Origin of the sequence: Streptomyces sp. NPDC051105 (genome assembly GCF_040682795.1) — a bacterium.
Lineage (GTDB): Bacteria > Actinomycetota > Actinomycetes > Streptomycetales > Streptomycetaceae > Streptomyces.
In genome coordinates this window covers 560,771-573,190 of the sequence record NZ_JBFBBR010000002.1, presented here as the reverse complement: position 1 = coordinate 573,190, position 12,420 = coordinate 560,771, and the positions used below count along the sequence as shown (strand labels likewise).

Genomic DNA, 12,420 nt, shown 5'->3' with positions numbered 1-12,420 from the left:
AACGATGCACGCAGATCTGCTCTTCACCGGTGGCCCCGTCCTCACCCCCGAAGGACCGACGGCCACCGCCGTCGCGGTCACCGGGGAGCGCGTCACCGCCGTCGGCTCCGCAGGGGAACTGCGGGAGCTGGCCGGGCCGCGCACCGAGGTGGTCGATCTCGCCGGGCGGCTGCTGCTGCCCGGTTTCCAGGACGCGCACGTCCATCCGGTGCCGGCCGGGCTCGAGTTGAGCCAGTGCGACCTGACGGGACTGCGAACCGCCGCGGAGTCCGTGGCCGCCGTACGCGCCTACGCCGAGGCTCATCCGGATCGGGAGTGGATCCTGGGCGGCGGCTGGTCCATGGAGGCGTTCGAGGGCGGTACGCCGACGCGGGAGCTGCTGGACTCCGTCGTGCCGGACCGGCCGGTGTATCTGCCCAACCGGGATCACCACGGGGCCTGGGTCAACAGCCGGGCCCTGGAACTGGCCGGCATCGACCGCGACACGCCCGACCCGGCCGACGGGCGGATCGAGCGCGACGCGTCGGGCGTGCCGAGCGGCACACTCCAGGAGGGGGCGATGCAACTGGTCGGCCGGCTCGCGCCGCCCGCCACTCCGGCGGACCGGCTCGCGGCCCTGCTGCACGCCCAGCGGTATCTGCACGCGCTGGGCGTCACGGCCTGGCAGGACGCGCTGGTCGGGGACTTCCTCGGTATGGACGACCCGTCGCAGGCGTACCTGGCGGCGGCCCGGGACGGTTCGCTGACCGCGCGGGTGATCGGCGCGCTGTGGTGGGACCGGGAACGCGGCGCCGAGCAGATCCCCGAACTCGTCGAGAAGCGGGCCGCGTTGAGCCACGGTCGGTTCCGGGCGGGCACGGTCAAGCTGATGCTGGACGGGGTGGCCGAGAACGGCACGGCCGCGCTCCTCGACCCGTACCTCGACAAGTGCGGCTGCGCCACGGCCAACCGGGGCAAGAGCTTCATCGACCCGGCGCGGCTTCCCGGGTACGTGACCGAGCTGGACGCGCTCGGCTTCCAGTGCCACTTCCACGCGCTGGGCGACCGGGCGGTGCGGGACGCACTGGACGCCGTCGAGGCGGCGCGGGCCGCCAACGGTCCCAGCGACACGCGGCCCCACCTGGCGCATCTCCAGGTCGTGCACCCCGCCGACGTTCCGCGTTTCGCCCGGCTCGGCGCGACCGCGAACATCCAGGCGCTGTGGGCCGCGCACGAACCGCAGATGGACGAGCTGACGATCCCCTTCCTGGGCTCGGAACGGGCCGGACGGCAGTACCCGTTCGGATCGCTGCTGCGCGCCGGGGCGCGGCTGGCGGCCGGCAGCGACTGGCCGGTGAGCAGCCCCGACCCGCTCCAGGGCATCCATGTAGCGGTGAACCGGGTCGAACCGGGCGGCGACGCGCCGGTGTTCCTGCCCGGGGAGCGGCTCGGGCTCAGGGACGCGATCAGGGCGTACACGGCCGGATCGGCCTATGTGAACCACCTCGACGACACCGGGCGGGTGGCGGTCGGGGCGCTGGCGGACCTGGTGGTCCTGGACCGCGATCCGTTCGCCGGGGACCCCGGGCGCATCGCGGACACACGGGTCGCGCATACGTACGTGGCGGGCGCGCGAGTGTACTCAGCTCAGGAGGCATGAGCAGTAACACACGTCACGGTCAGGTCACGCGTAGATCATTTACGCTCTGGGCAGCCTCGTAACGCCTCACGGCTCAACTTTCGAGCCACGAAGGCCAGTTCGAGTGCACGGGTGGCCGACAGGCCACCCGTTCGCAGGGACGGGGGGACTCTGCGCACTGTCGCCCGAAAGGAAACACATGCCTCAGGACGTCACCTTCGACCTGCCCTTCGAGACCCCCGTCAGTGAGCAACCGGAGTGCGCGCGCGCCCAACATCCGTGCGGAATCCACGACATGGACCCGGTGAACGGCAGAGCCGGGGTCGCGGAGTACACGTCGTGGGACCTGCCGCCGGCCGTGGGTGCCCTGCCCGATCGAAGCAAGGCGAGCGCTGATCGGCCCTACGGGGCGGCCGGCGCCGGATCCTCTGGCCTCCCCGGAGCGGCCACGCACCTCGGACCCTGGGGTCGCCCCCACACCTGACGGGCAGCGGGTGCTTCCTGATCGACCCAGCTGAGGCGGCGATGCAGGTACTCGTCCTGTGGCAAGAGTGCTTCGAGCGAGGCCCGGCTCGCAGAGCCTCGCCGCTCACGGCGCACGACCAGGGCGGGCCGCTCCTGGCAGGCCCGCGGTGTCGAAGGTGAATCTGCCGTGGCCGAGCGGCTCGCCGTGTCGGAGAACGCCGGCAGGGACAGGGCGGTTCGTCCTCGCAGGGCCGATGGGCGAGCCGGTCCACTTCCTGGGCCGTCACCGCGGCAGTCGTGCCCCTCGCGATCGTTCGCAGCAGAAGCCGGAGGCCGTCGCGTGGTTCCGGCTGTCCGGCGAGGCCGTCGCGGAAGGAACAGAAGTTTCTCGGACACGACCGGCCGACGACCAGCGTCGGTCGATTCCGTTGCCATGACCCCAGCTTGAAGGAGACCGGTGTGACATCCCAAGGCGTAGGTGCTGTTCCGAAGGCGTCCGCCGACAGCCTGCTCCCGGCGCTGCCAAGCGCCCCGTTACAGCCCGCGGCGGCGAACACCCTGACCGGCCTCCTCGCGAGACGCATCAACGGGAGCACGGAGCAGCACCGGAGGTCCCAGGACGCCGCTCAGCAGCGGCTGGACGCACTCGGATCCCCCCACGCCGGCACCACGCTGCATGTGGCGGGAGCCCTCCGACTGGCGCCCCGCGCGTTCCTGCCGCCCGACGAGGAGGGCTACGCCAGGTTGAAACGGCTCGACACCAGCCTGCGCATGATCGAAGCAGCCTTCCCCCAGGTCAGCACCGATATCGAGATCTGCCGACTGACCTGCGCGATGCTGGAAGGGGCCTGGCGGAGCCGGGCACTCAACACACCGCGCGAAGAGGAGCCCGCGACCGCCTGCACCTGCCCGCTGTGCCGTCGGCTGCCCACACCCCCCGCACGCACGCTGGGTGACTACAGTTGGCGGCAGAGCGCCGGCCGTCCCCTCACGGTCAAGACCTGGCCGTACCGCGAGGAATTCGACAGCGTCCTGACCGGTGGATGGTCCGTGGTCCGGCAGATGAACGACCTCGAACGAGACCTCGGCCTCCGCCACCGCTTCGAAGACGACATCCTCGTCTTCCACGAGTACAAGCGCGTGATCGACACGATCGACACCACGCACGTCACCCAACTCGTCGAAGGCCGCCTGGCCGAGAGTTTCAGCACCAACAGCGCACGCGCCCTGGTCTGCGGACTCTACGCGGCCCACAAGCGATCCGTGGACGAGTACTGGCTCCAACAGCACCACGCGGGCAACGTCGCGCTCCCCCAGACCAACCCGCTCGACCAGAGCACCTACTCGGCCCTGCAGATGCTGGACTGCCTGTTCTGGCACGTCTCACCCGACACCGAACTCTGGCAGGAAGAACACCTCGCCTCCCTGCTGCTGTGCCGCGTCATCGACGACATGGCCGACGTACGAGTGGACTCCCTCACCGGCGAGATCAGCAACTTCTGGCTCGCCGACATACCCACCCACACCAAGGCCCTCTACGCTGCCTGCACCATCGCCCTCATCAAGTACGGCTGCATGCCCGAGGCGCATTCCACGATGTGGAACACCTGGCTGATGACCAGCACCATCGTCTGGATGGGGCTCACGGGCCGCCACGCCCTGTGGTTCGACGGCATCACCCAGGGCCTCCCCCCGGCCGAGGAGTGCCCGCTCTGCGACCTGCAGCCCCACGCATGCACCGGCATCCTCACCCAGGGCACCACCCTCACCATCAGCCCACGGCCCACCGCACCGGCGCTGAGCACCCGGACCGCCGAGCTGTCCGCACGCTGCCGAGCCCAGTACCCCCAAGCATGGCCCCTCTTCGACGCCGAGCTCCATGCCTTCGAAGCACTGCACGGCCCCTGGCACGGCGACACCGACAGGACATGGGAGATCCTGCGCCGCACCTACATCGCCGCCGTGGAGGCATCCATGGCCGCACCGTCCCCGGACCGCGCTCGTCAGATCCAACAAGACGCCGGCGCGGTCGGGTCCGAGTACTTCTACACCATGTACGACCCGCACACCGGGAGGGAGGACACCGCGCTGATCGCCTACATGTTCGGCTGCGCCCACCCGCATTTCATCTGGAACGCCACGGGATACCGCCCCACGGGCGTCACAGGCGACTGGCTCGACGGCTGACGCCTCAATCCTGTCCGGAATCCCGGTGGATGGTGGTGAGGCCGTCCGCACCGCCGGTCTCGGGCCGGTACACGGCGGTGATGGAAGGCCCGGCGGTCGCACCCGAGCCGACCGGAGTGCGACGGATGACCGTCCGGTCGTGTGAGACGACGCTGCTGCCCGGCCGGGTTTCCGGCCGGGCAGCAGCGTACTCACACCGGGAACTCGACCGGCAGCCTGTCCAGCCGGGACTCCCAGGTGGAGGCGGTCGAGGTGAGCTCGTCCGCCGGCACGGCCAGCCGCAGGCCCGGCAGCCGGTGCAGCAGGACGTCCACCGCGATCTCGATCATGGACTGCCCGATGCTCTGCCCGGGGCACTCGTGAGGGCCCGCGCCGAACGCCAGGTGCGCGTGGTTGCCCTCCACCGAGACACCCGGGTCAGGCCGCACCTCGGGGTCGAGGTTGCCCGGGGCGAGACCGAGGACGAGCAGGTCGCCCGCCTCGATGAGGTGCCCGCCCAGTTCGACGTCGCTGGCGGCGAAGCGCCCCGGCAGGACGGTCAGCGGCGGAGAGTTCCACATGGCCTCCTCCACCACCGCCGAGATGTTCAGCTGACCGCTGATCAGCCCGGAGAGCCGGGAGGCGTCGGTCAGGACCAGCCGCAGCACCCGGGCCAGCAGGTTGGTCGTGACGGCCGCGGCGATCAGCACCACGCGCAGGTGGTGGACGACCTCGTCGTGGTCGAGAGCCGCGTGATGCGCCAGCAGGTCCGTGGTGAGGTCGGAGCCGGGTTCGGACCGCCTGCGCTCGACGAGTTCACCGAAGATCTCCCTGATCCTGCCGTCGTGCACCACGGCGTCCTCGCCGCCCTTGAGCACCTGGGCGCAGGACTCGACCAGCCGGCGCCCCTCCGCCTCGGCCAGCCCCAGAATGCGGGACATCACGAGCATCGGAACATAGTCCGCGTAGTCCGCCACCAGATCGGCACGGCCGCTGCCCGCGAACCCGTCGATCAGTTTGTTGGCGAAGTGCGTGGCGTGGCGCCGGATACCGCGGCCGACGGCGGCCTGCAGCACGTCGTTGACGGCACCGCGCAGCCTGCGGTGCGGCTCGCCGTCCTGGGACACACAGTCAGGACGCCAGCCGAGCATCGGAATCAGCGCGGAGGTCTCCGCGATCCGTCCCTCCCGGTAGTCCCGCCAGGTCCGGGCGTCCCGGGGGAACTGGCTGGGATTGTCGAGCACCCGCCGGCTGTCCCGGTAGCCCAGCACCAGCCAGGCGTTGATGTCGCCCTCCAGCAGCACCGGCGCGACGGAGCCGTGCTCCTTGCGCAGCCGCTCGTAGATGCCGTGCGGGTCGGTCGCCGCCTCGGGCCCGTACAGCCGGGCCAGCTCGGGCGAACCGTGCGCCACCGGGCAGCCGCGGGGTGCGTCGGGGCTGTCGAGGCTCTGATCGTTCATCGGGGCTCCAGTGCGACGGCGGAGCGTTCCTTCAAATGACGTATCAGGGCGATCAGCACGTCACGGCTGGAGGCCCGGTCGCGGGCGTCACAGGCCACGATCGGGGTCTGCGGGGAGATGTCGAGGGCGTCCCGGATCTCCTCGATGGGGTGTTCCTTGCAGTCCGGGAAGACGTTCAGGGCGATGACGAAGGGCACGTTCTGCCGCTCCATCTCCTCGATCGCCCGGAAGCTGGAGGCCAGCCGGCGCGTGTCCACCAGGACGATCGCCCCGAGCGCGCCTTTGAACAGGCCGTTCCACAGGAACCAGAACCGTTCCTGTCCGGGGGTGCCGAACAGGTACAGCATCAGGCCCTCGTTGAGGCTGATCTTGCCGAAGTCGAGGCTGACCGTGGTCTCGGCCTTGTCCGCGACGCCGATGAGGTTGTCGACGCCGACGGTCGCCTGGGTCAGGGTCTCCTCGGTGGTGAGCGGCTTGATGTCGCTGACGGAGCGGACCATGGTGGTCTTCCCGGTGCCGAATCCCCCGGCGATCATCACCTTGACCGAGCGGGTCCCCCCGGCACCGGGGTCGCCGGGATGGTCAAAGCCTTTCAAGTCCACTGAGTACCTCCTGGAGGAGCGCGAGGTCGGGCCCGCGTCCGGCGTGGTGCGCCGGAATGGGATCACGGGCTTCAATACGGCCTGCGTCCAGCAGATCCGCCAACAGCACCGCGAGAATGTTGAAGGGCAATCCGAGATGGGCGGTGAGTTCGGCCACCGACAGCGGATCGCGGCAACGCCGGACTATCTCCTCGTACTCGTGCTGCATCCCCGGGACCGGGGCGGTGCGGGAGACGACGAGGGTCGCCACGTCGAGGCTCGACGCCGACCCGCCCGGTCCGCTGCGCCCCCCGGTGAGGACGTAATAACGCTCTAGACCTTGGGGGTCCCCCCAGCTCGAGCGAAGCCGAGAGCCCGGGGGAGGGTCCGTTGGCCGACGGGGAGCACTCATCCAGAGTGCTCCTCCAGACGCGGAGAGGTGCCGAGCAGCTCGCCCATCCGCCGCGACAGGTCCCTCATCTGGTGCCCGAGCAGCCCCTGGTCGAGTCCCTCGCGGGCCAGGACCCCGAGATACGTCTCCACACCGGCCCGTACGACGAAGAGGTGGCCGCCGTCGACCTCGATCATCGCCAGCCGCAGCTGCCCCGCGTACTTGGGGAACTGCTCGGCGACCGGCTGGGCCAGGGCCTGCAGCCCCGCCACCACGGCCGCGAAGCGGTCCACGTCGTCGGGGTCCTCGGCACCAAAGGAGGTGATGGCCTTGCCGTCGCTGGAGGCCACGAGGGCGAAACGGATCTCCGGGATGCTCTCCACCAGATCACGGAGCGCCCAGCTCACGTCGGTTCCCTGTTGCGTCATGTGGACTAGTCGCTCTCTTCAGTGTGGTGCTCCGCGGCCTCGCGTCCGGCGGCGTCATCGGCGCCGGCCGGGCTCGCGGGGGCCACGACGTCTTCTTCTCCGGTCAACTCGGCCTCGCTGTCCGCGTCTTCGGCCACGGCGGGCGCGCGGCCCGCGGTGGCGAAGGCGGCCAGGCCCGCGAAGGACTCCTCCGGTGGGACCGCGGGGAACGCGGCGCCCTCCGTGCGGGCGGTGCGCTCCTCGGGCTGCTCCTCCTCGCGGCGCCGGCTGCGCCGCCGGGGCAGTCCGCCCGGGGTGGTGTCCAGGGCCTCACCGGACTCCGGCTGAGTGACGGTTTCGACGGCGACCGGGCCGTGCGCCTGCACCGGGGACGCGGCGGCGGGGGCGGCCGTCACGGGGGCCGGGGCGGCGGGGGCCGCGGGCAGCGGGCTGAAGTACTTGTGGGGGACCACGACGACCACCGAGGTACCGAGCCAGGGCGAGTCCGCGAAGGTGACCCGGATCCCGTAGCGGCGGGCGAGGATGCCGACGACCCGCAGGCCGATGTTGGCGTCCTCGGAGATGCCCCCGATACCGGGTCCGGCCTCGGTGCCCGCCAGGGAGTGCTCGGCCTCGCGCTTCTTCTCCTCGCTCAGGCCCTTGCCGGAGTCCTGGATCTCGATGCCGACGCCGTTGGGCACCTCCTTGCCGGAGACGAGGACCGGCTCGGTGGGCGGCGAGTAGCGGGCCGCGTTGTCCAGCAGGTGGGCGAAGATCAGCGTGAGGTGGTCCACCAGACCGCCGTCGACGCCGAGTTCGGGCAGATGCCGGACCTCGACGCGGTGGAAGTCCTTGATCCGGCCGATGCCGCCGCGCACCACGCTGAGCAGGCGCTGAGGCTCCTGCCACTGGCGGCCGGGACGGTCCGAGCCGCCCAGCACGCCGATGCTGCCGGCGAGCGAGTCGGCGGGGCCGAGCTCCTGGTCGAGCTCCATGAGACCGCGGGCCACGGCGGGCAGCCGGCCGTGCTCCCCCTGCATCTCGTGCAGCCTGCCGCGCAGCTTGCTGGTCAGGACGTGGATGCGGTTGCCGATGCTGATCACGGCCTGCTCGGCGGAGGTGGAGCGGTTGAACTCCTCCTCCACACCGATCAGCGACGTGCGCAGGATGCGGCGCAGGTCGGCGCGGACGTCCTTGTCGACCTTGGCGCACTGCTCGGTGACGGGCAGCAGGTCGTCGATGGCCTCGCCCTCACGCAGCCGCTTCAGCGCGTCGGGCAGCTGCTCGTCGGCGAGCCGGGAGATCGCGGCCCGCTGGTGCGTGAGCTGCTCCTGCCAGACCTCGGCCTGGTCGGCGAGCTGTGCCTCGGAGGACTTCAGCTGGTCGGCGAGCCGCTCCTCGTACGCCCGTGCCTGCTCGGCCAGTTGGGCGTCGTAGTGGGCGGTCCGGTCGGCGAGCCGGGCCTCGAAGGCGGACGCCTGCTCACCGAGCTGAGCATCGAACGCGGCCGACTGCTCATTGAGCCGGCCCTCCAACGTGGCGCGCTCGGCGGAGAACTTGCGCTCCAGGCCCGCGACATGCTGCTGCCACTGCTGGGAGTGCTCGGTCTGCGAGGCACGGAACGACCCCTCAGCGCTGCGCAGTTGGCGCTGCGAGCGGATCAGCAGCCGCACGCACACGGTGCTCGCCACGGTGGCCGCGGCACCTGCGACGGCCTCGGTTATTCGCTCAGAGCTCATGAACGTGGCGGCGACAGTCCCTCCCCCTAAGGCCAGCGGCATCAGCCACCAGCTGTACCAGGCGACAGGGGCCCGCGCCGCCGGCGGCGGAGTGGCGAGTTCCATCTGCATCCTTAGAAGCAACACAATCGAACAACAGCGAACAGGGGCAGTGCGCGAAGCGGCACTCATGAGTACACACGGCGGGACGGACCCACCGCGGGGTGCGTCAACTCGCTGTGACGGAAGGGAGCTTATCGGGTTTGAACCCGAGAGGATCAACCTCGGCGAGCAGAGGAAGTGAGGGTTCCGTCACGCTCCGCCAGTTGGTGGCAAATCAACAAATACCCATTCCTGTCCGCGACTTGCCGAGGTTCCCCAGACCCGGCCCTGGGCGGCCGGGACACTCTTGGACATCTGTCCAGCTATAGTGGACACCTGTCCAAGTGAGTGGGAGGGTCCGTCGGTCATGGGAATCCTGGCGAATGTGCTGGTCGGCCTGATAGCCGCGCTGCACGTGTACATCCTGGTGATGGAGATGTTCCTGTGGCAGAAGGGGCCTGGCATGCGCTTCCACGGCTTCGACGCGGAACTGGCCCGGCGGACCGCGCCGCTGGCCGCCAACCAGGGCCTGTACAACGGTTTCCTGGCGGCCGGCCTGGTGTGGGGGCTGGCGGCGGCCGACCCGACGGGCTTCAGGGCCCAGGTGTTCTTCCTGTCGTGCGTGGTGGTCGCGGGGGTGTACGGCGCGGTCACCGCCAACCGGCGGATCCTGGTCGCGCAGGCGCTGCCCGGCGCCCTCGCCCTGGCCGCCGTCCTCGCCGCCCGGTGACCGGCCCGGTGCCCCGCCCCGCGGTCGAGGACCCGCGCGCCGCCCGCACCCGGGCGCGGCTGCGGGCGGCCCTGCTGGCGGAGTGCGCCGAGCGGCCGCTGGCGGAGGTGGGGGTGGCCGCGCTGGTGCGCCGCGCCGGGGTGGGCCGGGCCACGTTCTACGTCCACTACGACGGGCTGGAGGCGCTGGCGGTCGACACCTGTGCGGACGTCGTACGGGACGCCGTGGACGCGCTGCACGCCTGGCGGGGCCAGCCCGATCCGGTGCACGCGCCGCCGGCGCTGCTGGAGTTCTTCGCGGGGCTGGTTCCGCACACGGCCCTGTACCGGGAGTTGCTCGCGCCGGGCGGCGGGGGTCCGCTGGGCCGGGTGCTGCACCGGGACCTGCGGGCCCGCAGCCTGGCCGAGCGCGAGCTGGCCGGCGCGGCGGACGCCCCGCTGGTGGCCTCGGCGGTGGCCGCCACCTTCGCCGGGGTACTGGCGGACTGGCTGCACGGCTTGCTGGACGCCGGCCCCGACGACGTGGCCGACCAGGTCTGGCAACTGCTGGTCGCCCTGCACAGGAGCCGCTGAGGCTTCCGGCGCGGGCGCGGGTGGCCCACCGCCATGGCCGCACAGGACTGGCACGATTCCATCGAAGCTTGGCCATCGTGCCATTTCCCGCACGGGCGCATCCCGGCAGGCTGGGTGACCATGAGCAATGTGAACACGATGCGTGTGGTCAGTCAGGACGTCCTCGGCGGCCCCGAGGTACTCAAGGTGATCGACGTGGCCCGGCCGCAGCCGCGCGCCAACGAGGTACTGGTCCGGGTGCGGGCCGCCGGGCTCAACCCCACCGACTGGAAGCACCGGGAGACCGGCGGCTTCCTGGGCAAGCCGCCCTTCGTCCTCGGCTGGGACGTCTCCGGCACGGTCGAGGAGACCGGGATCGGTGTCGCCGCCTTCAAGCCCGGTGACGAGGTCTTCGGCATGGTGTCCTACCCGTTCGGCCACGGCACGCACGCCGAGTACGCGATCGTCCCCGCCCGCGCCCTGGTGCCGAAGCCGGCCGGGATCGACCACGTCCAGGCGGGTGCGCTGCCGCTGGTGTCGCTGACGGCCTGGCAGGCGCTGGTGGAGAACGCCGAGGTACGGCCGGGGCAGCGGGTGCTGATCCACGCGGCCGCCGGCGGGGTCGGGCATGTGGCGGTGCAGATCGCCAAGGCGCACGGCGCCTACGTGATCGGCACGGCGAGCGCCGCCAAGCACGACTTCCTGCGCGAGATCGGCGTGGACGAGCCGGTGGACTACCGGTCCGTGGACGTCACGGAGGCGGTGCGGGACGTCGACGTCGTGCTCGACACGATCGGTGGTGACACCTCCGTCGATTCGCTGCGGGTGCTGCGGCCGGGCGGGATCCTGGTGTCGATCCTGCCGGTGGGCTCCGCGGAGCTGTACGAGGAGGCCGAGCGGCTCGGGGTGCGGGCGGTGCGGATGCTGGTGGACGCCGACCGGGCCGGCATGCGGGCGGTCGCCGACCTGGTGACGGAGGGGAAGCTGCGGGCCACCGTCGCCGGGACCTTCTCACTGGCCGATGCCGCCAAGGCGCATGAGCTGGGCGGCACCGGCCGGACCACGGGGAAGCTGGTTCTGGTGGTGGAGTGACCCCCAGGGGCCGCGGAGGCCCCGTAGGTCAGAAGGTGAGCACGGGCTTGATCGCCTTGCCCGTGCTCATGTCCCGCACCGCCCGTTCGATCTCGGCGAACGGGTAGGTGCTGATCAGTCGGTGCAGCGGGAGGCGCCCCTCGCGGACCAGCCGGACCAGGGCCGGGATGAAGGCCTGGGTCTCGCTGTCGCCGAGGGTCAGGCCGACGATCCGCTTGCCCGCGAGCAATCCGTTGACGTCCAGGGGCACTTCGGTGCCGAAGGGCGGGGCGCCGACGACGACCAGGGTGCCCCGGGCGGCCAGTGCGTCGACGCCCTGGCGGAGCACGGCGACGCTGCCGGTCGTCTCCACGACGCCGTCGGCGCCGTGGCCCCCGGAGAGACGCCGGACGGCTTCCGGCACACTCTCCCGGGTCGCGTCGACGGTGTGGGTGGCGCCCACCTCCCGTGCCAGTTCGAGGCGTTCGGCGATCCGGTCGACGGCGATGACCGTGGTGGCCGGGGTGAGCGCGGCCGCCATGACCGCCGACAGTCCCACCGCGCCGGCGCCGAGGACGACGATCGTGCTGCCGGTGGCCGGCTCCAGTACGTTCCACACGGCGCCGACGCCGGTCTGCACCCCGCAGCCGAGCGGGGCGATCGTCTCCAGCGGGACCTCGGGGTCGACCTTGACCAGGCTGCGTTCGTCCACCAACGCCCTTTCGGCGAAGGAGGACTGGCCGAAGAAGTGGCCGCCGAGCGGCTCGCCGTCGCGGACGACGGTGCCGGTGCCGTCGGCGCGGCGGCCGCCGATCAGGTTCAGCGGCAGCCAAGTGGCGCAGTAGGCGGGGTGGCCGCCGTGGCAGTTGCGGCAGTTGCCGCAGGAGGTGAAGGACAGCACGACATGGTCGCCGGGGGCCACGGCGGTGACGGCGGAGCCGACGGCCTCGACGACTCCGGCGCCCTCGTGGCCCAGGACCCCGGGCAGCGGGAACGGAAGGGCACCGCTCGCCACGCTGAGGTCGGTGTGGCACAGGCCGGTGGCCACCATGCGCACGACCGCCTCGTACGGTCCCGGCTCGTCGAGTTCGACCTCGCTGAGGGTGAAGGGCGCGCCACCGGACTCGACCACGGCGGCTCGGGTGGTGATGGGCATCGTA

11 protein-coding genes are annotated in these 12,420 nt (G+C 71.3%); 5 read left to right on the top strand and 6 right to left on the bottom strand.

The features are described 5' to 3' along the window. Positions 1-4: 4 nt before the first annotated feature. Together AB0N16_RS06565 and AB0N16_RS06560 are read left to right on the top strand one after the other, a co-directional pair. Complete coding sequence (locus AB0N16_RS06565) at positions 5-1,639, top strand: amidohydrolase (RefSeq protein WP_365793699.1); 1,635 nt, start codon at positions 5-7, stop codon at positions 1,637-1,639. A gap of 903 nt (positions 1,640-2,542) precedes the next feature. Beyond that, positions 2,543-4,270, top strand: a complete 1,728-nt coding sequence (locus AB0N16_RS06560) for a hypothetical protein (RefSeq protein ID WP_365793697.1) — start codon at positions 2,543-2,545, stop codon at positions 4,268-4,270. A 191-nt stretch (positions 4,271-4,461) separates the two neighbouring features. On the opposite strand, the gene AB0N16_RS06555 is transcribed toward AB0N16_RS06560, so the two are convergent. The 5 genes from AB0N16_RS06555 to AB0N16_RS06535 are packed head-to-tail and all read right to left on the bottom strand — an operon-like array spanning position 4,462 to position 8,932. Beyond that, positions 4,462-5,709 carry a cytochrome P450 gene (locus AB0N16_RS06555; protein WP_365793695.1) on the bottom strand — a complete coding sequence of 416 codons (1,248 nt, stop codon included), beginning with the start codon at positions 5,707-5,709 and terminating at the stop codon, positions 4,462-4,464. Beyond that, positions 5,706-6,311, bottom strand: coding sequence for an ATP/GTP-binding protein (locus AB0N16_RS06550; protein WP_365793693.1), 606 nt, complete (start codon positions 6,309-6,311; stop codon positions 5,706-5,708). The genes AB0N16_RS06555 and AB0N16_RS06550 overlap by 4 nt, the downstream gene beginning before the upstream one ends. Further along, positions 6,292-6,702: a DUF742 domain-containing protein gene (locus AB0N16_RS06545; protein ID WP_365793691.1), complete on the bottom strand. Its 411-nt coding sequence runs from the start codon at positions 6,700-6,702 to the stop codon at positions 6,292-6,294. The genes AB0N16_RS06550 and AB0N16_RS06545 overlap by 20 nt, the downstream gene beginning before the upstream one ends. Beyond that, positions 6,699-7,109 (bottom strand): roadblock/LC7 domain-containing protein, encoded by a 411-nt coding sequence (locus tag AB0N16_RS06540; protein WP_046733906.1) that lies wholly within the window; start codon positions 7,107-7,109, stop codon positions 6,699-6,701. Before AB0N16_RS06540 ends, AB0N16_RS06545 begins: the two co-directional genes overlap by 4 nt. A 5-nt stretch (positions 7,110-7,114) precedes the next feature. Further along, the gene (locus tag AB0N16_RS06535) at positions 7,115-8,932 is read right to left on the bottom strand and encodes an ATP-binding protein (protein WP_365793688.1); all 1,818 of its coding nucleotides are present in this window, start codon (positions 8,930-8,932) and stop codon (positions 7,115-7,117) included. A 343-nt stretch (positions 8,933-9,275) separates the two neighbouring features. Between AB0N16_RS06535 and AB0N16_RS06530 the strand changes: the two genes are divergently transcribed. From AB0N16_RS06530 to AB0N16_RS06520, 3 genes are all read left to right on the top strand, one after another. Continuing rightward, positions 9,276-9,638, top strand: a complete 363-nt coding sequence (locus tag AB0N16_RS06530; protein ID WP_365793686.1) for a DUF1304 domain-containing protein — start codon at positions 9,276-9,278, stop codon at positions 9,636-9,638. Between the two features lie 8 nt (positions 9,639-9,646). After that, a complete protein-coding gene (locus AB0N16_RS06525; protein ID WP_365793684.1) occupies positions 9,647-10,210 on the top strand; it encodes a TetR/AcrR family transcriptional regulator in 564 nt (187 codons plus the stop codon). A gap of 120 nt (positions 10,211-10,330) precedes the next feature. Beyond that, a complete protein-coding gene (locus AB0N16_RS06520) occupies positions 10,331-11,281 on the top strand; it encodes an NADP-dependent oxidoreductase (protein WP_365793682.1) in 951 nt (316 codons plus the stop codon). A gap of 28 nt (positions 11,282-11,309) precedes the next feature. Here AB0N16_RS06520 and AB0N16_RS06515 read toward each other — a convergent pair whose 3' ends face one another. Beyond that, positions 11,310-12,416 (bottom strand): NAD(P)-dependent alcohol dehydrogenase, encoded by a 1,107-nt coding sequence (locus AB0N16_RS06515; protein WP_365793680.1) that lies wholly within the window; start codon positions 12,414-12,416, stop codon positions 11,310-11,312. Between the last annotated feature and the right edge of the window lie 4 nt (positions 12,417-12,420).

Coding starts and splice junctions, on each gene's coding strand:
- AB0N16_RS06565 (WP_365793699.1), top strand. CDS start 5: ATGCACGCAGATCTGCTCTTCACCGGTGGCCCCGTCCTCACCCCCGAA.
- AB0N16_RS06555 (WP_365793695.1), bottom strand. CDS start 5,709: ATGAACGATCAGAGCCTCGACAGCCCCGACGCACCCCGCGGCTGCCCG.
- AB0N16_RS06545 (WP_365793691.1), bottom strand. CDS start 6,702: ATGAGTGCTCCCCGTCGGCCAACGGACCCTCCCCCGGGCTCTCGGCTT.
- AB0N16_RS06540 (WP_046733906.1), bottom strand. CDS start 7,109: ATGACGCAACAGGGAACCGACGTGAGCTGGGCGCTCCGTGATCTGGTG.
- AB0N16_RS06535 (WP_365793688.1), bottom strand. CDS start 8,932: ATGGAACTCGCCACTCCGCCGCCGGCGGCGCGGGCCCCTGTCGCCTGG.
- AB0N16_RS06530 (WP_365793686.1), top strand. CDS start 9,276: ATGGGAATCCTGGCGAATGTGCTGGTCGGCCTGATAGCCGCGCTGCAC.
- AB0N16_RS06520 (WP_365793682.1), top strand. CDS start 10,331: ATGAGCAATGTGAACACGATGCGTGTGGTCAGTCAGGACGTCCTCGGC.
- AB0N16_RS06515 (WP_365793680.1), bottom strand. CDS start 12,416: ATGCCCATCACCACCCGAGCCGCCGTGGTCGAGTCCGGTGGCGCGCCC.